Genomic DNA, 16,139 nt, shown 5'->3' with positions numbered 1-16,139 from the left:
TATCGTTGCGGTAGTCTACAATACCAACACCTAACCACCTGAGGTAACGACATGTACGCACTCACCAAGGCAACCACGGCGAACGCAACGAAGGCCGATCAGCGATCGGCGTTCATCAACGAAAAGGGGCCTTACGTCGGCAAGTTCTCCCGCGCAGAAAAGCTCTACAGCGACCGCACCGGAGCGCACGGAATCGGGTTCGACTTCAAAAGCAAGAACGGCGAAAAGCTCTCTGCGTCCATCTGGACGCACAACGATGCAGGCGCTCAATGGTCCGGATTTGACCTGGTGATGGCGCTGCTCGCGGTAACCGGCGCATTCAACATCAAACCGGCTCGGCGCGCTTCGCTCGTGTGGGATCGCGAGCAGCAGAAGGAAGTTTCGAAGGAAATGGAGCAGTTCGCGGAACTTATCGGGCCGGAAGTCGGAATTCTGGTTCGCATGGTCGAGGAAGAGCGAAAGGACGGCCAGGGCACGTACTGGAAGCCGGAAATCGTCGGATTCTACCGACCCGCCGATGACCTGACCGCGAGCGAGATTATCGCGCACAAGACGGTTCCGGAAAAACTGGAACAACTCATCGCCGCACTGAAGGATAAGCCGTTGAAGCGCAACGGCGGCGCCAACGCTTCGCGAGGCAATAGCGGCCATCCGAACGCGCCCGGTAACGGCGGCGGGTTCCCTGACGATGATATTCCGTTCTGACCGGTAAGGACTCCAGATAATGGCGAAGTTTCACGCGCGGTGTCGAAAGTGTGAAGCACGGCGCGTGCTTCGCCTGCTACCGGAACAGTACAAGACGCAACCCGCGTGCAATTGTGGCGCTCGGGATTACCGAATAGACGCATGGATGCAAAAGCGCAATACCGGCCTTACCGGCATGGGTTGCGTGTGCGCCGGTTATTGGTTCACCCATCGGCGCGGCTCACTGTACTGCCATCACAGGGCGAACGGGGCCATGCGTGTGTTAGGCGATGCAGATTTCCACGACCGGAACTATACCGACGAAGAATTGAAGGGGTTTTTAAATGACAACCACCACGAAAGAAACGACGGCAGTATCGACGCATGTGCAGGCGTTCTCCGCGATCGAGGAAGCGGTAGCGGCCTTCGAGAAGCGGCATAAGGGCGTCGTCCACGACTGCACCACGACGGCGGGCGATAAGGCGGCGCGCAAAGACCGCCAGGAAGTGCAGGAACACATTTCGAGCATCGAGCTTAAACGCGTCGAACTGAAAGAGCCTCACCTGACGGCAGGCCGCGAGATTGATGCGCTCGCGAAGGTCTACACGGCGCGCCTCGCCACGCTCAAGGCTGGTTACGACACGCAAATCAAGGCCGAGGAAAACCGTAAGGCTGAAGCGAAGCGCGCCGCCGAACGGGAGGCCCAGCTCAAGCGCGACGAAGAAGCGGCAGCAGCGCGGAAGGAAGCCGAAGAGAAGGCCGCCGCACTCGAAGCGGAAAACGTTGTGCTGCGTGCGAAATTGGCCGCTGCGCAACCCGCGCAGGAGCCAGTTCAAGACGAGCCGCCGCATATTGTCGAGCGCGCATACACGTACGCGCCGACCGGATGGGATCGGATCGAGGCAGGCGACGAATACGAGGGCGGGCCCGCTGACGTCATTCGCGCCGAACGCGGCTCACCGGAAACCGACCCTGCATTGCGCGAGCGCGTCGGACATACGATCGATCATGCGTTGCTCGATTTGCTGGATGCTGGGCACGCGCACGGCGCAACCGAAGAGCGCAATACGAAGCCCGTAACGCGGTTCCGTCTGCCTGGTGCTGGCGAGATTACGGACGCGCTCAGCGACCACGCCAAAAAGCGAACCAATGTACGGCACGTGTGCGACGTGCTCGAAGCAATCCGCAAGATTACCGGGCTTCAATAAGCGTTGTACTATCGCGGCGATATGCTATCATGTCGCCACTTCACCACCTATGGAGTCGACATGCAACAAGTAGAAGAATTCGTAGCGGGCGGCCGCGAGCACATTCGAGCAGTGAAGGAAGGGACGTTCGACGGCTACATGGTCCCGGTCAACGCGCTTTCGGTTCGCCCTGGCTTCAACGAAGCACGCGAGGCGGACCCGGAATATCCGCAGCACATTCGCGAGCTTGCCGACAGCATCAAGGCTAACGGATTCATGCGTCACAAAGCGATCGTGATCGCGCCTGCCGCTGACGGATCGCTGTTCATTCAGGACGGGCACAGCCGGTATGCGGCGGTCATGCTCGCCAATACGGAAGGCGCGGGCATCGAGAATTTGCCAGTCGTGCAGGAAGCGAAGGGTACGACCGAAGACGATCGGATTTTCGGCCTCATCACGAACAACAACGGCAAGCGCTTGACGCCGATGGGCGAAGCGCTCGTTATCAAGCGCCTCGTGCTGCGCGGAATCGAAGAAAAGGAAATCGCGCGCCGCCTGGGGTACTCGGTAACGAAGGTGTCGCAAGCGCTCACTCTGATAGCGGCTCCGGAGCCAATCCGCAAGATGGTGACGGCGGGCGAGGTTTCCGCGACCACGGCGGTGCGCACGATGAAGCAAGACGGCGTGAAGGCCGTTACGACTCTCACGCAAGCCGTAGCGACGGCGAAGGCGCAGGGCAAGACGAAGGCCACGCCGAAGCATATCGAGCCCGCGAAGAAAGCGGCCCTGAATTCGGACACGACGCGGCTCGATTACCTGATTTCAGCGTCCGTGACGTGCCGAAAGTGCGCGGCCGTTGGCGAGCAACCGGAAGGGTTCGTTGTCGAGGATGCAACCGGCTTTCAGGTCGCATGGGCAACGACCGCACGCGGCGCGATCGACAATGCCATGAGCAAGCAATAACCGCAGTTCAACCCGCACCACCAGGAGAAAGCATGTCCATCATCAGCGAAGTGGAAACCAACAGCGCGGAGTTGCTGATTCGCACGCGCCAGTCGCTCGAAAAGCTCAATCAGTCGATGTTCAAGGGCGTGACGGACGAGAGCAAGGCGTTTGTCGATGAGGCGCACTCGCTCTGTTCGCGCCTGCAACGCGTCGTGCACTTCGAACACGCGGAGAGCACCGCGACGGAAGCGGCCCGCGTTGCGGCGGGCGCGGAGCAGGCAGCGGCCCCGGCAACGACGGCAGCAGCGCAACCGGCGTCGACCACCACGGCGGCGACGACGTAAAAAAACAGTTTGCAAACCTATCATAGCGATAGTATGATATTCATACATCGCAGCACAGAGCCCGCCGCGATAGTCGTAGCGGGCTTTTTTCTTTCCACCACCAAAGGAAACCACCATGCATATCGATAAGCTGGAAATCAGTATCGACTTGGAGACGATTCCGGACCAGAACCCGGAAGCGCTGGACGCAATTCGCGCCGATCTGCGCGAGAACTTCAAGGCGCCGTCCGACATGACGAAAGAGCGCGCATGCCGCGAGCTTGGCATGACGGACGCGAACGAAATCAAGTTCACGTCGAAGGATTCCGCCATCGAAAAATGGGTTGCGCGGTTCCGCGATGAAAAGCTCGAAGAAACGGCACAGGAAACGCTCAAAAAGACGTCGTTCGACGGCGCACGCGGTCAGATTGCAGTGATCGGCCTGAAGTTCGGTGCGGGCGAATCGCGGGCAATATGGAGCCCAAGCTGGAATGAAGATTTCGGCGAAGGTCTTGTTTTGCGCGAAGCGTTCGATGCGATCGAGTCGGCGTTTAGTGCGTGCAACATGCGTCAGCCGGTTTTCATCGGCCATTACATCAGCGGTTTCGATCTGCCGTTCCTGTTCAAGCGCGCCGTTATCCTGGGCGTCGAGCCGCCCGCGATCCTGCTGCATGCGATGCGCGCGAAGCCCTGGGACGATTGCCTGTTCGACACCATGAAGCGATGGGACGCACAGAACAATATCAAGCTGGATGCGCTGTGCGCAGCGCTGGGCGTGCAGGGCAAGACAGAAGGAATGGACGGCTCCCAGGTTTGGGAGTACATCCGCACCGGCCGTATCGCCGAGGTTGCTGCGTACTGCATGGATGACACCGACGCGGCCTATCGCGCCTACCGTCGCATGTCGTTCCTGCCGATCGAGGAACCGGCAATGGAGCTTGAGCCGGATTTCGCGTTCTGATGAACGGCGAGCAGCAACGGGCCGCGTGTCTGCGGCGCTTCATGGATGCGGTGCGCGACGGTAGAGCCGGTGACTACGTAAAGGCTCAGACGATCGTTCATCGCATCCGGCAGGCTAGCGGAGACACGGCAGCAGAGGCAGCACGCAGAGAGCTTTTCAACTTCATAAGGTCCGATAAGTCACATGCCATTACCGCAGAAGCCGACAGCGAAGAAAGCCCCGAAACCGCGCCGCGCACAGTCAAAAGGGCGGGCCGTACCGTTAGAATCCGCTGAACAAATCGCATTCTTCGATTGGCTAAGAATGGCGTTCCCGAAGCTTCTGGCCTACCACGTGCCGAACGGTCAAGGCAAACTTGGCAAGCTGGGGCGAATTCAGTCGAAGCGCAAGGGCGTGACGCCTGGCGTGCCCGACATAAATATCGATGAGCCGATGGGACCATACCACGGCGCACGCATCGAAATGAAGCGCGTAAAGGGCGGCGTGGTCAGCGAGGATCAAGAGCAGATACACGACATGCTCCGCGCCAAGGGCTATTACGTCATCGTCGCGCATGGCTTCGAGCAGGCGCGGGACGGCATTCTCAAGTATCTGTCGTTCGGGGAGCCGGTAGCATGGATTCGATAGAGCCGCTTTGGTGGCTCACAAAAGACGGCGACCTGAATTGCTTGGAGTTGTATGAACGGCACTACTCAGCAAATCAGTACAAGGATGGACGGGAACGTAAGTTGTTCGTTGGGCCAGGAGAAAAGTTTGTCTTTCGAACCATCAGCGGAAACGCATGCTTTGTCTGGCGAAAATTCATTGATGATTGCATCGACGTTCGAACTGGCGAGCGCCAATCAGGAGTCAATTGCGCAGTCTTTCGAAACGAGTCGCCGCATCGAAGCTCGCACCTTATTCGACAGGCGGACGCAATTGCTGATTGCATCTGGCCTGGTAGCAGGCATTATACCTATGTCGATTCGGAAAAGGTCAAATCAAGGAACCCTGGATTTTGCTTCATTGCGGCAGGGTGGAAGCGATGCGGCCGAACAAAAAACGGGCTTTTGATTTTGGAGCGCAACAGCAATGGATAAGGTGACATATATCCTGCACGATGGGACGCGCGAGGAAGCCGCACACGCCTTTGTCGACGCCCCGGATGGGTCCGTGTTCACCTTGGCGCCGTCGACCCGCACAATCCGCCAGAACGCGTTTCTGCATGCCTTGTTCGGGTTGATCGCGAAACAGCTTAAGTATCACGGCCGCGTGTTCAATGCGATCCAGTGGAAAACGCTGTTGATTAGCGGCCACAGCATGGCGACACAGCGCGGGGTTGACTTGATCCCCGGCATCGAAGGCGAGTTCGTGAACGTGCGCGAGTCATCGGCGCACATGGGCGTAGCGCGGATGAATTCGCTACTCGAATACGTGCTGGCCTACGCGACCACGAACGGCGTCAGGATTCCGGCAGGGAAGGGATACGAGGAATTCATGCAATGAGCAAAGGCACTGTGATTGCCCTGTGCAATCTGACGATGAATTTCGTTCAGCCGTGGCTTGACGCGGGTTATCGCGTGGTCATGGTCGACCCGCAACACGAGCGAAGCGAAGATGACGGGCAAGTGTTCCGGATCAAAGGTACGATTGATGAGGTAATGCCCGCGTTGCTGTACGTAATCAAGAATGAGCGCGTTGTGTTCGTCGCAGGGTTCCCGCCGTGCACCGACGTCGCCGTATCTGGCTCGCGATGGTTCGCCTCGAAGCGCAAGAAGGACCCGCATTTCCAGGCAAAGGCCGCGCTGGTCGCGGAGCAGTGCCGGACAATCGCCATGCTGACCGGCGCAAAATGGTTCTTCGAGAATCCGGTATCCGTGTTCGCCTCGATCTTTGGCAAGCCCTCTCACACGTTCCACCCGTGCGATTTCACCGCGTACTGCGCCGATGACAACTACACGAAGAAAACGTGCTTGTGGACGGGCGGCGGCTTCGTGATGCCTAGTGTTGCGCGAGACGCTACGCTAGGGGCGCCAGACGATCGCATTCACAAAGCGCCACCCGGACCCGAGCGGGCAAACTTCCGAAGTGCTACGCCTCGCGGATTCGCGCGCGCCGTCTTTCTGGCGAACGCACCGTGTCAAAAAATTTGCGCATAAAAACTATCACAGTGGTATGTTTAAGTGATAGTATTTGAGGGTAGTGAATGGCGACAGCAGCAGAAAGGCGGTACATGGGGCGCGTCGCGATGCTGGGGTGCGCGGTGTGTAGGCGGCTAGGGCATGACGTAGACGGCATGCAGGCCGCTGTACACCACCGCATACGAGGGCGGGGCGGATGGGGCAGGAGCAGCAACTATCAGACCATCCCCGTATGCGGACACCATCACCAGCACAGCGGCGAAGGGATTCACGACATGGGGGACGACGAGTATTTCGAATACTTCGGATTCCGTGAAATGGATTTGCTGATAGACACACAGCGGACGTTGCTGGAGCACGTCCCAACACAGGAACGGGTGTTCAATGACTAGGACCGACGAACAAGGCGTGCTGTCCGCGATGATGGAAGGGGAAGCCTACGGGGGCGATGACGTGCTCGATCGCGTGGGGTGCGTCGATGAGCTTTCGCGATACGAATGCATGGAGTCGCTGGGCGCGCTCGTGACGTCGGGTCGAGTTCTGCGCACGTATGCGGGCGGTTTTTTCACCTACCGCCGTGCGCCGCAAGAGACGATCGACGCAATCACGGCGAGGGAGCAGGAGCCGCCGAAAGCGGCCGATTGGGACCGTCGCACATACGACGGGTACGGGAACGATTTGGCATCGCATCGCGCGCTTGCGATGCTGGCGCGGGGCAGGTAACACGCAGCATGAACACGCAATTTCTCTTGATGGCGCAATTCAACGGCCGCGCAGTGGTTCCGCTCGATGAGGTTCGGGCGGCCTACTTTCCACACCTGGACGCGCACAATATGACGCGCAAAATCAATCGTGGGGAAATCGCGCTTCCTGTGATGCGCGCAGACAAAAGCGCAAAGACCGCGCGAGGCGTACACATCGCGGACCTTGCCGCGTACATCGATGCTCAGCGGGCGGCGGCCGTGAAGGAATGCAACCAGCTTTGCGGAATCAACTGAAGCGCTGCGGAAGCGGCGCAATCAAATCTAACCACTTCCATCGCGCGTACTTGTCTCCGGATGCCCGTATGTGGGCGTAGCGTTTCAGGTGAATCCATGTCTTGTGGCCGCTCATCGCGGCAACGGACGGGATACTGAAACCCATTTCGAACAAGCGGGAAACGCCTTCGTGACGGAGGTCGTGAAACCGCAAATCCTCTATCTTGAGCGCGTCGCACGCTTCTTTGAATGCGCCGCTCACAGCCGCTTTCCCATACGGGAAAATCACGTCTCCAGCGCGAGGCGCAGCGCTCACGACGCGAAGCGCTTCATAGGTCATTTCGACCCATACGTGATTTCCGATTTTCTTGCGCGGGTCTTTCATGTCGAACACGAGCAGCCTACAGCCCGTACGATCAATGTCGGACCACTTCATGCGCCGGATTTCGCTGGCACGTCTCGCCGAGAACATCGCAAAAAGTACCATCAGGTGATACGGCGCCGTGTCTTGGCGTTTGAGCCAGCGAGCGTACAGCCATTCAACGATTTGCGAAATTTCCTCGATCGACGGACGCCGGTCGCGAGAGTCTGACGATGACGAAAGCCCAAGCTCGTGCAAGACGTCGTTACCCTCGATAATCACTGCCTTGCGAAGTGGATAGCCCCACGCGGGCTGTGCGACCTTGAACACGGCTCGAAGGTGTGACAGGTAGTTGGCCGTAGTGGACGGCTTGTTACCCTTCTTTTCCTGTTCACGGCCATACTCTATGATCGCGTTCGGCGTAACCATCGAGCACGGAAGCTTCCCGAGCGAAGCATCTGCGATCAGCGTCAGGGCATTGACCTTGCCGGACGCCAGCCGCTTCGATTCCGACAGGTATTTTTTGATGACATCGGAAAGCGGCGGGTCACTAACCTTAGGCCCTTCGAGCGCCCCAGGCTGCGCAAGCTCAACCTCGCGCTTTTTACCCCACGAGTCGGCCGCCGCTCGTCGGTCGAATGTCTTCGTCTCTTGGTGTACGATAATGCCGTTCCGCCTGATGCGGACTTGCGCCTTGTAGGTCGTTTTTCCATTGGCGCCAGTGCGCGCGGTGATCGATGCCATAGTGCGTTTCTCGCGGTGTGCCGTGGCACACTTTTTAGCACACTGGCACACTAACGATCAACCACAACGCGCCATTACCGGCCACAACCAACCACGACGCACACAAGCCAGAACCCAAGCGCAGAGCGGCTTTGCGGGGGATTCACCCGGCAAATCAAGCTGTTGCGAGAAAGCCCCTTTGCATCGAAATTCCGATATTATATGGGGTCCACCCTGGTCTCGTTTTCATGTCCCTCTTGAAGAAATGTGTCATCGCCGGCGCGACGCTCGTCGTGCTGGCCGTTGCAGCAGGTTTTGGCGTTTATCGCTGGGCGAATTCGCCGGTCGCACTCGCCAGCCCTCAGCTCGATGTCACGGTCAAGCCGCACAGCAGCGTGCGCGGCGTCACGGCTCAGCTGATCCGCGGCGGCGTGCCGGTCGAACCGGAGCTGTTCGTGATCATGACGCGCGTGCTCGGGCTGCAGACGCAGCTCAAATCCGGCAACTACGAGTTCAAGGCCGGCATCACGCCCTACGAGGTGCTGCAGAAGCTCGCGCGCGGCGACGTCAACGAGTACGTCGCCACCATCATCGAAGGCTGGACCTTCAAACACATGCGTGCCGAGCTCGATTCGAATCCGGCACTGAAGCACGACAGCGTCGGCATGTCGGATGCGGACATCCTGAAGGCGATCGGCGTGCCGCCCGATGCGCCGGGCGTGATGGCGGGCAATGGCGAGGGGCTGTTCTTCCCCGACACCTACCTGTTCGACAAGGACACGAGCGATCTCGACGTGTACCGCCGCGCGTATCGCGAGATGCAGCTGCGCCTCGCCGAGGCGTGGAATGGCCGCGCGACAGGGCTGCCGTACCGCACGCCCTACGAAGCGCTGACGATGGCGTCGATCATCGAGAAGGAAACCGGCCGCGCCACCGACCGGCCGCTCGTCGCGGCGGTGCTCACGAACCGGCTGCGCGCGGGCATGCCGCTGCAGACCGACCCGAGCGTGATCTACGGCATGGGCGAAGGCTACAACGGTCATCTCCACAAGAAAGACCTGCAGACGGACACTCCCTACAATACCTATCTGCGGCAAGGCCTGCCGCCCACGCCGATCTCGCTGCCGGGCGTCGCGTCGCTGCAGGCGGCGATGAATCCGGCCGCGAGCCCGGCGCTGTACTTCGTCTCGAAGGGCGACGGCAGCAGCATCTTTTCAGACACGCTCGGCGATCACAACAAGGCCGTCGACAAATACATTCGAGGTCAATGATGGCGCGGGGCAAATTCATCACGTTCGAGGGCATCGATGGTGCCGGCAAGACGACCCACCTCGGCTGGTTTCGCGACCGGCTGGCGGTGAAGGTCGAGCCGGCGGGCCGCTCGGTCGTCATGACCCGTGAGCCGGGCGGCACGCCGCTTGGCGAGTCGCTGCGCGACATCCTGCTGCACCAGCCGATGGACCTCGAAACCGAAGCGCTGCTGATGTTCGCGGCGCGCCGCGAGCATCTCGCGCAGGTGATCGAGCCCGCACTCGCGCGTGGCGACTGGGTGCTGTCCGACCGCTTCACCGACGCGACGTTCGCGTATCAGGGCGGCGGCCGCGGCTTGCCGCGCGACAAGCTCGAAGCGCTAGAACGCTGGGTGCAGGGCGGCTTCCAGCCGGACCTGACGATCCTGTTCGACCTGCCGCCGGATACCGCCGGCGAGCGCCGCGCATCGGTGCGCGATCCGGACCGCTTCGAAAGCGAGTCGGAGGCGTTTTTCACGCGCACGCGCGCCGAGTATCTGCGTCGTGTCGAGGAAGCGCCGTATCGCTTCGCGGTGATCGACTCGACGCGAAGCATCGCGCAGATCCGGAATCAACTTGAAGAAATCATTGCAAGCCTCTGAATATTAATAGTTAAACACGATGACTTTTCCTTGGCAAACCGACGACTGGAACCGCCTTCAGCAACTGCGCCCGCAGTGGCCGCATGCGCTGCTGCTGCACGGCCAGGCAGGTATCGGCAAGCTGCGGTTCGCGCAGCATCTCGCGCAGGGCCTGCTGTGCGAGGCGCAATTGCCGAACGGCGAGCCATGCAACAGCTGCCCCGCGTGCACGTGGTTCAGGCAGGGCAACCATCTGGATTACCGGATCGTCGTGCCTGAGGCGCTCGCGGCCGAAGCGGGTCTCACCGCGAATGCCGACGACGAAAAAGCCGACAAGAGCGACGGCGACGACGGCAAGAAGACCCGTACGCCCAGCAAGGAGATCAAGATCGAGCAGGTGCGCGGGCTGCTCGACTTCTGCGGAGTCGGCTCGCATCGCGGCGGCGCGCGCGTCGTCGTGCTGTATCCGGCCGAGGCGCTCAACGTCGCTGCGGCGAATGCGCTGCTGAAGACGCTCGAGGAGCCACCGTCGGGCGTCGTGTTCCTCCTGGTATCCGCGCGCATCGACCGGCTGCTGCCGACCATCATCAGCCGTTGCCGCCAGTGGCCGATGGGCACGCCGGCGCCGGAGCCGGCGGTTGCGTGGCTGCGCGCGCAGGGCGTCGACGATGCCGACGCGCTGCTGGCCGAAGCTGGCGGTGCGCCGCTCGCCGCACTCGCGTTCGCGAGTGACGAGAGCCGTACGCTGCGCGACTGGACGCTGAAGCAGCTCGCAGCAGGCGGCGGATGCGATCCGTTCGCGTGCGGCGAGGCGCTGCAGAAGCTGCCGGTGCCGCTCGTGCTCGGCTGGCTGCAGCGCTGGCTCTACGATCTGCTCGCACAACGGACCGCGGGCGCGCCGCGCTATTTCCCGGCGGCGTCGAAGTCGCTCGCGCGCTGCGCGGCGGAGCTGGACGTCGGCGCATTCACGCGTTTCATGAAGGCGGTCACGCGGCAACGCGCGGTGGAGAATCACCCGCTGAACGCGCGGCTCGTATTCGAAGATCTGTTCCTCGGCTACCGCGACCTGTTCGCGCGCGCCTGATCCATCTTGTTACGCTTCGGGCATCGAACCGGACCTTGTGCCATGACCCTGCCATACCGCGACGCCACGCTCGACGATCTGCCCGCCATCGTCGCGATCTACAATTCGACCGTGCCGTCGCGCGACGTCACGGCGGATCTCGAGCCAGTGAGCGTCGAGAGCCGCGTCGCGTGGTTTCACGCGCATGGGCCGAAGACGCGGCCGCTGTGGGTCGTCGAAGAGGGCGGGCAGATGATCGCGTGGCTCAGCTTTTCCGATTTCTACGGCCGGCCCGCCTACCAGCGCACCGCGGAAGTGAGCATCTATCTGGATGAGCGCGCGCGCGGCAAGGGGCTCGGCAGGCAGCTGCTCGCGGCCGCGCTGGACAAGGCGCCGGGGCTCGGCATCGATACCGTGCTCGGCTTCATCTTCGGTCACAACGTGGCGAGCCTGCGGCTCTTCCGCAGCTTCGGTTTCGCCGACTGGGGCACGCTGCCGCGCGTGGCGGTGCTGGATGGCGTGGAGCGCGATCTCGTGATTCTCGGCCGGCGCCTCGACGCGCCGGTCGGCCCCGAGGCCGCGCACGACGCCTGAACCCGATCAATCCGATGGACGGCAGCACGTCCACCGCATACCCATAGAAAACGCAGGACCTCGAACATGTTTGTCGATTCCCACTGCCACATCAATTTCGAAGGACTCGCCGACCGCCTGCCGCAGGTGCTCGAGAACATGCGCGCGAACCAGGTGACGCACGCACTGTGCGTATCGGTCGATCTCGAGACGCTGCCGTCGGTGCTCGCGATCGCGGCGGCGCACGACAACGTCTACGCATCCGTCGGCGTGCATCCGGATCACGAGGACGCCGCGGAGCCGAGCGTCGAACAGCTGGTCGAGCTTGCTTCGCATCCGAAGGTTGTCGCGATCGGCGAGACGGGGCTCGATTACTATCGGCTCGAAGGCCGCACGATCGCCGACATGGAGTGGCAGCGCGAGCGTTTTCGCACCCACATCCGCGCCGCGCGCATCACCGGCAAGCCACTGATTATCCACACGCGTTCGTCGGCGGACGACACACTGCGGATCATGGCCGAAGAGCGCGCGGACGAGCCGGGCGGCGTGATGCACTGCTTCACCGAAGCATGGCCCGTCGCCGAGCGCGCGCTCGAACAGGACTTCCACATTTCGCTGTCCGGCATCGTGACGTTCAAGAACGCGACCGACGTGCAGGAGGTCGCGCGCCGCGTGCCGATCGACAAGTTGCTGATCGAAACCGATTCGCCGTACCTCGCGCCGGTGCCGTATCGCGGCAAGCCGAATGAACCTGCGTACGTCAGCCATGTCGGACGCTTTATCGCGCAGCAGCGCGGCTTGAGCGACGACGAGCTCGGTGTCGCGACCAGCCGGAATTTCTTCCGGCTGTTCCAGATTCCCGAGCCTCAGGTTGCGTGATAAAAAATACGATTAATCAACAGGATAGGAAATATTCCTAAAGTAAAGAATGATAAACAGCATGATTGAAATCGCCTCCGCTCAGACCTCGCGCGCTACGCGCAAACCAGCTTTCACGAAGCTGACCCGCCTCGCGGCGCGCGTCGCGCTGGCAGGCAGTGTTGCCTGCGCGACGCTGTTCGCGGGCCAGGCCCAGGCCACGCCAGCGGACACGATGATCAAGGCCGTCAAGTTCGACGACGTCAACGAGGTCAACAAGCAGCTCGCCCACGGCATGGATCCGAACATGACCGACGACCAGGGCTTGCCGCTTCTCGTGCTCGCCGCGCGTGAGAAGTCGGACAAGGTTGCGGCCGCGCTGATCGCGAACCCGAAGACCAACATCGAGATCCTCGACAAGGCAGGCGAAAACGCGATGATGCTCGCGTCGCTGAACGGCGACATCGACCTCGTGAAGCTGCTGATCTCGAAGGACGCCGAAGTCAACAAGAAGGGCTGGACGCCGCTGCACTATGCGGCCTCGAACGGCCACGACGACGTCGTGCAGTTGCTGCTCGACAACTCGGCCTATATCGATGCGGGCTCGCCGAACGGCACGACGCCGCTGATGATGGCGGCGCGCGGCGGCCATATCTCGACGATCAAGCTCCTGCTCGACAGCGGCGCCGACATCACGATCAAGAACCAGATCGGCTTGAACGCGCTCGATTTCGCGAAGGCGTACAAGGAGCCGGATGCAATCGCGGGTTTGAGCGCGCGCATGAACCAGATGCAGCAGCAAAAGCCGTCGGGGGCTCCAGCGCCTTCGCAAAACAGTGCAAAATAGCGGGCGGCGCGGCTGAGTCCGCGTTTCCGGCGCGGCAAAGACCGCGTGGCGCAGGATCTCTCACCGCTCACAATCAAGGAAGACCATGCTGCGGGTTCTAATTTGCGCGGGCGCGCTGGCGGTACCGTTATCGGCGGCGGCGTTCACGGGGGGCGACCTCAACAAGCTGTGCACGAAAACAGACCTCGCGTCGCGTGCCGCGTGCGCAGCGTATATCGAAGGCGCGGCGGACGGGGTCTACAACACGATCGACGCGATCGGCGGCACGACGGGTCCGCGCGTCGGTCAGTACTTCTGCCTGCCGCCGGACGCGCGCTCGCAGCAACTGACCGACGCGGTTCGCAAGTACATCGCGGACAACCCCACCGCGTCGGGTTTCAACGCCAGCACGGCAGTGTCGCTCGGGCTCGGCAAGGCGTTCCCGTGCAAGACCGCTGACAGCAACTGATGTCGGCAAGACGCCGGCGGCCCGCTGCGGCCGGCCGGCGGTGTGTGCGGGCCGGTTCCGCGACGCGGATGCGCGCCCGGCTGACCAGCCGGTTCGCAAATGCGTGAACTGCCGGCAGGGCGGCACCGCATGCAGCCGCAGCCGCAACCCGCGTCGTAGTCCTTCCGATCTTCCTCTCACGCTTTCGGGCACACCTGTGTGCGCTTCCGGGAGCACATCCTGCTTGATCCCTCGTGCAGCCGGCCCGCTTGTGCCGGCGTCGTCGCGGGATCGCCGCGTACGCGCTATCGTCACGTAACTGACGTGCAACCGATTCCACCGCGCGTCTGTCATATCGGAAGAAGCGCGGTCCCGAAGCTGCGCGCGGCATGAAAACAGGGAGGGGAACCGAGATGAGCCGGCTGATCGTCGTATCCAACCGGGTAGCCACACCAACCGAAACAAAGGGCTCCGCGGGCGGCCTCGCGGTCGGCGTATTCGGCGCGCTGAAGGAGAAGGGCGGCGTCTGGTTCGGCTGGAGCGGCGACGTGGTGAGCGAGACCGTCGCGAACGCGGGCCCGACGCTCGAGCAGGACGGCAACGTGACGTTCGCGACCGTCGGCCTGACGCGCAAGGACTACGACCAGTACTATCGCGGCTTCTCGAACGCGACGCTGTGGCCGGTCTTCCACTACCGCAATGATCTCGCGTGCTACGAGCGCATCGAATACGCGGGCTACCGGCGCGTGAACGCGTGGCTCGCGCACCGGTTGATGAAGCTGCTGAAGCCGGACGACGACATCTGGGTGCACGACTACCACCTGCTGCCGTTCGCCGAAGCGTTGCGTGCCGAAGGCGTCACGAACCGGATCGGCTTCTTCCTGCACATTCCGTTTCCCGCGCCGCAGATCCTGATCAACATTCCGCCGCACGAGGAACTGGTGAAGTCGCTGTGCTGCTACGACCTCGTCGGCTTCCAGACCACCAGCGACCAGACCGCGTTTCACGACTACATCACGCGCCACGCCCACGGCAAGGTCGACCAGGACAATCGTGTCGAAGCGTTCGGCCGCACGCTGCGCACCGGCGTGTACCGGATCGGCATCTTCCCCGACGAGATCGCCGAACAGGCGAAGCGCTACGAGAGCCGTCAGCATGTGCTCGAGCTGAAGCAGAGCCTGGAAGGCCGCAAGCTGATCATGAGCGTGGACCGGCTCGACTATTCGAAGGGACTCGTCGAGCGCTTCCGCGCGTTCGAGCACCTGCTCGAACGTTCGCCGGAATGGCGCGGCAACGTCACGCTCGTGCAGATCGCGCCGCCCACGCGCTCGGACGTCGTGACCTATCAGCAGATCCGCCAGGAACTCGAATACGAAGCAGGACGAATCAACGGCAAATACTCCGGCCTCGACTACACGCCGATCCGCTACCTGAACCAGCGCTATGACCGCTGGAAGCTGATGTCGCTGTTCCGCGAATCGCAGGTGGGCTTCGTCACGCCGTTGCACGATGGGATGAATCTCGTCGCGAAAGAGTACGTAGCGGCGCAGAATCCCGACGATCCCGGCGTGCTGGTGCTGTCCACCTTCGCCGGCGCGGCCGCCGAACTGACGGCCGCGCTGCTCGTCAACCCGCACGATTCCGCCGGCGTGTGCGAGGCGCTGCAGCGTGCGCTGTCGATGCCGCTCGACGAGCGCAGGTCGCGCCACGAGACCAACATGGACGCGCTGCGCAGGAATGATCTCGGCGTCTGGCGCGATTCGTTCCTGCACGATCTGCAGGCGGTGCCGGCGTCCCGCTCGCGCACATGATCTGGCGACGGGGTATGCCGTATGCCGGGTTATATGCGATAGGCATCGGGGCCGCGCGGCGACGCAGCACGATAACGGCTCGCTATTTCGGGTATCGACCCGTTCGCCTGGTGAAAACCATAGGTCGAGTCGCGCCGGCGCAATGACCGCCTGCCACCACGCCCGTCGCGGCCGCGCATCGCGGGATGTTTCCCGACTGTAACAGCGCTCTGGAAGTGAAAGAGGTCGCCCGCGGGCCCGGGTTTTGCACAATAATCGTGGGCAGATGACGGCGTTCTGAAAGGTTCGTCCCACACTCGGGACATTCGCGGTTCGTTGCCGCGGGTTCGTTGCGGCGGGTTCGTTGCATCAGAGACCTTCGATCGGCCAGCGGTGCGCGTGGCATACTCGTTCACCATCGGTGTACGGC

The 16,139-nt window shown here is 61.9% G+C and carries 21 protein-coding genes; 20 read left to right on the top strand and 1 reads right to left on the bottom strand.

Features of this window, described 5'->3' with window-relative positions; all coding sequences use genetic code 11:
- Positions 1–51: 51 nt before the first annotated feature.
- The 12 genes from DVS29_RS15060 to DVS29_RS15000 all read left to right on the top strand — a co-directional run bounded on the left by DVS29_RS15060 (position 52) and on the right by DVS29_RS15000 (position 7,218).
- On the top strand, positions 52–705 hold the full coding sequence (locus DVS29_RS15060) for a hypothetical protein (protein WP_118181266.1): 654 nt from the start codon (positions 52–54) through the stop codon (positions 703–705).
- Positions 706–1,028: 323 nt separating this feature from the next.
- The gene (locus DVS29_RS15050; RefSeq protein WP_164707920.1) at positions 1,029–1,892 is read left to right on the top strand and encodes a hypothetical protein; all 864 of its coding nucleotides are present in this window, start codon (positions 1,029–1,031) and stop codon (positions 1,890–1,892) included.
- 3 nt (positions 1,893–1,895) lie between these two features.
- Positions 1,896–2,834, top strand: a complete 939-nt coding sequence (locus tag DVS29_RS15045) for a ParB/RepB/Spo0J family partition protein (RefSeq protein ID WP_118181264.1) — start codon at positions 1,896–1,898, stop codon at positions 2,832–2,834.
- Positions 2,835–2,866: 32 nt separating this feature from the next.
- A complete protein-coding gene (locus DVS29_RS15040) occupies positions 2,867–3,160 on the top strand; it encodes a hypothetical protein (RefSeq protein WP_118181263.1) in 294 nt (97 codons plus the stop codon).
- Positions 3,161–3,425: 265 nt separating this feature from the next.
- Entirely contained in the window at positions 3,426–4,100 is a 675-nt protein-coding gene (locus tag DVS29_RS15035; protein ID WP_164707919.1) for a 3'-5' exonuclease family protein, read from the top strand.
- Positions 4,101–4,283: 183 nt separating this feature from the next.
- Positions 4,284–4,727: a VRR-NUC domain-containing protein gene (locus DVS29_RS15025; protein ID WP_118181261.1), complete on the top strand. Its 444-nt coding sequence runs from the start codon at positions 4,284–4,286 to the stop codon at positions 4,725–4,727.
- 51 nt (positions 4,728–4,778) lie between these two features.
- Positions 4,779–5,153 carry a hypothetical protein gene (locus DVS29_RS36885; RefSeq protein WP_124800642.1) on the top strand — a complete coding sequence of 125 codons (375 nt, stop codon included), beginning with the start codon at positions 4,779–4,781 and terminating at the stop codon, positions 5,151–5,153.
- A gap of 18 nt (positions 5,154–5,171) precedes the next feature.
- On the top strand, positions 5,172–5,585 hold the full coding sequence (locus DVS29_RS15020) for a recombination protein NinB (RefSeq protein ID WP_118181260.1): 414 nt from the start codon (positions 5,172–5,174) through the stop codon (positions 5,583–5,585).
- Positions 5,582–6,238: a dcm methylase gene (locus DVS29_RS15015; protein WP_118181259.1), complete on the top strand. Its 657-nt coding sequence runs from the start codon at positions 5,582–5,584 to the stop codon at positions 6,236–6,238. Before DVS29_RS15020 ends, DVS29_RS15015 begins: the two co-directional genes overlap by 4 nt.
- A 47-nt stretch (positions 6,239–6,285) precedes the next feature.
- Entirely contained in the window at positions 6,286–6,612 is a 327-nt protein-coding gene (locus DVS29_RS38325; protein WP_118181258.1) for a Ref family recombination enhancement nuclease, read from the top strand.
- Positions 6,605–6,943, top strand: coding sequence for a hypothetical protein (locus tag DVS29_RS15005; protein ID WP_118181257.1), 339 nt, complete (start codon positions 6,605–6,607; stop codon positions 6,941–6,943). The genes DVS29_RS38325 and DVS29_RS15005 overlap by 8 nt, the downstream gene beginning before the upstream one ends.
- Positions 6,944–6,951: 8 nt before the next feature.
- Positions 6,952–7,218, top strand: a complete 267-nt coding sequence (locus DVS29_RS15000; protein ID WP_118181256.1) for a pyocin activator PrtN family protein — start codon at positions 6,952–6,954, stop codon at positions 7,216–7,218.
- On the opposite strand, the gene DVS29_RS14995 is transcribed toward DVS29_RS15000, so the two are convergent.
- Positions 7,211–8,302: a site-specific integrase gene (locus DVS29_RS14995; protein ID WP_118181255.1), complete on the bottom strand. Its 1,092-nt coding sequence runs from the start codon at positions 8,300–8,302 to the stop codon at positions 7,211–7,213. The genes DVS29_RS15000 and DVS29_RS14995 overlap by 8 nt on opposite strands.
- Before the next feature lie 227 nt (positions 8,303–8,529).
- On the opposite strand from DVS29_RS14995, the gene mltG reads away from it, so the two are divergent.
- From mltG to otsA, 8 genes are all read left to right on the top strand, one after another.
- A complete protein-coding gene (mltG, locus tag DVS29_RS14990; protein WP_118181254.1) occupies positions 8,530–9,552 on the top strand; it encodes an endolytic transglycosylase MltG in 1,023 nt (340 codons plus the stop codon).
- Entirely contained in the window at positions 9,552–10,172 is a 621-nt protein-coding gene (gene tmk / locus DVS29_RS14985) for a dTMP kinase (RefSeq protein ID WP_118181253.1), read from the top strand. The genes mltG and tmk overlap by 1 nt, the downstream gene beginning before the upstream one ends.
- Positions 10,173–10,191: 19 nt before the next feature.
- Positions 10,192–11,235 carry a DNA polymerase III subunit delta' gene (locus tag DVS29_RS14980; protein WP_118181252.1) on the top strand — a complete coding sequence of 348 codons (1,044 nt, stop codon included), beginning with the start codon at positions 10,192–10,194 and terminating at the stop codon, positions 11,233–11,235.
- A gap of 42 nt (positions 11,236–11,277) precedes the next feature.
- Positions 11,278–11,808 (top strand): GNAT family N-acetyltransferase, encoded by a 531-nt coding sequence (locus tag DVS29_RS14975; RefSeq protein ID WP_118181251.1) that lies wholly within the window; start codon positions 11,278–11,280, stop codon positions 11,806–11,808.
- 66 nt (positions 11,809–11,874) lie between these two features.
- On the top strand, positions 11,875–12,666 hold the full coding sequence (locus tag DVS29_RS14970; RefSeq protein WP_118181250.1) for a TatD family hydrolase: 792 nt from the start codon (positions 11,875–11,877) through the stop codon (positions 12,664–12,666).
- 61 nt (positions 12,667–12,727) lie between these two features.
- Entirely contained in the window at positions 12,728–13,492 is a 765-nt protein-coding gene (locus tag DVS29_RS14965; RefSeq protein ID WP_118181249.1) for an ankyrin repeat domain-containing protein, read from the top strand.
- A gap of 85 nt (positions 13,493–13,577) precedes the next feature.
- Positions 13,578–13,940, top strand: a complete 363-nt coding sequence (locus DVS29_RS14960; RefSeq protein WP_118181248.1) for a Rap1a/Tai family immunity protein — start codon at positions 13,578–13,580, stop codon at positions 13,938–13,940.
- Positions 13,941–14,332: 392 nt separating this feature from the next.
- Positions 14,333–15,730 carry an alpha,alpha-trehalose-phosphate synthase (UDP-forming) gene (otsA, locus tag DVS29_RS14955; RefSeq protein WP_118181247.1) on the top strand — a complete coding sequence of 466 codons (1,398 nt, stop codon included), beginning with the start codon at positions 14,333–14,335 and terminating at the stop codon, positions 15,728–15,730.
- Positions 15,731–16,139 lie beyond the last annotated feature (409 nt).

The organism is Paraburkholderia phosphatilytica, assembly GCF_003443895.1.
GTDB lineage: Bacteria > Pseudomonadota > Gammaproteobacteria > Burkholderiales > Burkholderiaceae > Paraburkholderia > Paraburkholderia phosphatilytica.
This window is presented reverse-complemented; position numbering and strand designations above follow the sequence as displayed.

Excerpts from the sequence above, each read along its gene's own strand:
- DVS29_RS15015 (WP_118181259.1), top strand. The coding sequence starts at position 5,582 with ATGAGCAAAGGCACTGTGATTGCCCTGTGCAATCTGACGATGAATTTC.
- DVS29_RS15025 (WP_118181261.1), top strand. The coding sequence starts at position 4,284 with ATGCCATTACCGCAGAAGCCGACAGCGAAGAAAGCCCCGAAACCGCGC.
- DVS29_RS38325 (WP_118181258.1), top strand. The coding sequence starts at position 6,286 with ATGGCGACAGCAGCAGAAAGGCGGTACATGGGGCGCGTCGCGATGCTG.
- DVS29_RS36885 (WP_124800642.1), top strand. The coding sequence starts at position 4,779 with ATGAACGGCACTACTCAGCAAATCAGTACAAGGATGGACGGGAACGTA.
- DVS29_RS15040 (WP_118181263.1), top strand. The coding sequence starts at position 2,867 with ATGTCCATCATCAGCGAAGTGGAAACCAACAGCGCGGAGTTGCTGATT.
- tmk (WP_118181253.1), top strand. The coding sequence starts at position 9,552 with ATGGCGCGGGGCAAATTCATCACGTTCGAGGGCATCGATGGTGCCGGC.
- DVS29_RS14975 (WP_118181251.1), top strand. The coding sequence starts at position 11,278 with ATGACCCTGCCATACCGCGACGCCACGCTCGACGATCTGCCCGCCATC.
- DVS29_RS14970 (WP_118181250.1), top strand. The coding sequence starts at position 11,875 with ATGTTTGTCGATTCCCACTGCCACATCAATTTCGAAGGACTCGCCGAC.
- mltG (WP_118181254.1), top strand. The coding sequence starts at position 8,530 with ATGTCCCTCTTGAAGAAATGTGTCATCGCCGGCGCGACGCTCGTCGTG.
- DVS29_RS15060 (WP_118181266.1), top strand. The coding sequence starts at position 52 with ATGTACGCACTCACCAAGGCAACCACGGCGAACGCAACGAAGGCCGAT.
- DVS29_RS14965 (WP_118181249.1), top strand. The coding sequence starts at position 12,728 with ATGATTGAAATCGCCTCCGCTCAGACCTCGCGCGCTACGCGCAAACCA.
- DVS29_RS15020 (WP_118181260.1), top strand. The coding sequence starts at position 5,172 with ATGGATAAGGTGACATATATCCTGCACGATGGGACGCGCGAGGAAGCC.
- DVS29_RS15050 (WP_164707920.1), top strand. The coding sequence starts at position 1,029 with ATGACAACCACCACGAAAGAAACGACGGCAGTATCGACGCATGTGCAG.
- DVS29_RS14980 (WP_118181252.1), top strand. The coding sequence starts at position 10,192 with ATGACTTTTCCTTGGCAAACCGACGACTGGAACCGCCTTCAGCAACTG.
- DVS29_RS14995 (WP_118181255.1), bottom strand. The coding sequence starts at position 8,302 with ATGGCATCGATCACCGCGCGCACTGGCGCCAATGGAAAAACGACCTAC.
- otsA (WP_118181247.1), top strand. The coding sequence starts at position 14,333 with ATGAGCCGGCTGATCGTCGTATCCAACCGGGTAGCCACACCAACCGAA.
- DVS29_RS14960 (WP_118181248.1), top strand. The coding sequence starts at position 13,578 with ATGCTGCGGGTTCTAATTTGCGCGGGCGCGCTGGCGGTACCGTTATCG.
- DVS29_RS15005 (WP_118181257.1), top strand. The coding sequence starts at position 6,605 with ATGACTAGGACCGACGAACAAGGCGTGCTGTCCGCGATGATGGAAGGG.
- DVS29_RS15000 (WP_118181256.1), top strand. The coding sequence starts at position 6,952 with ATGAACACGCAATTTCTCTTGATGGCGCAATTCAACGGCCGCGCAGTG.
- DVS29_RS15035 (WP_164707919.1), top strand. The coding sequence starts at position 3,426 with ATGACGGACGCGAACGAAATCAAGTTCACGTCGAAGGATTCCGCCATC.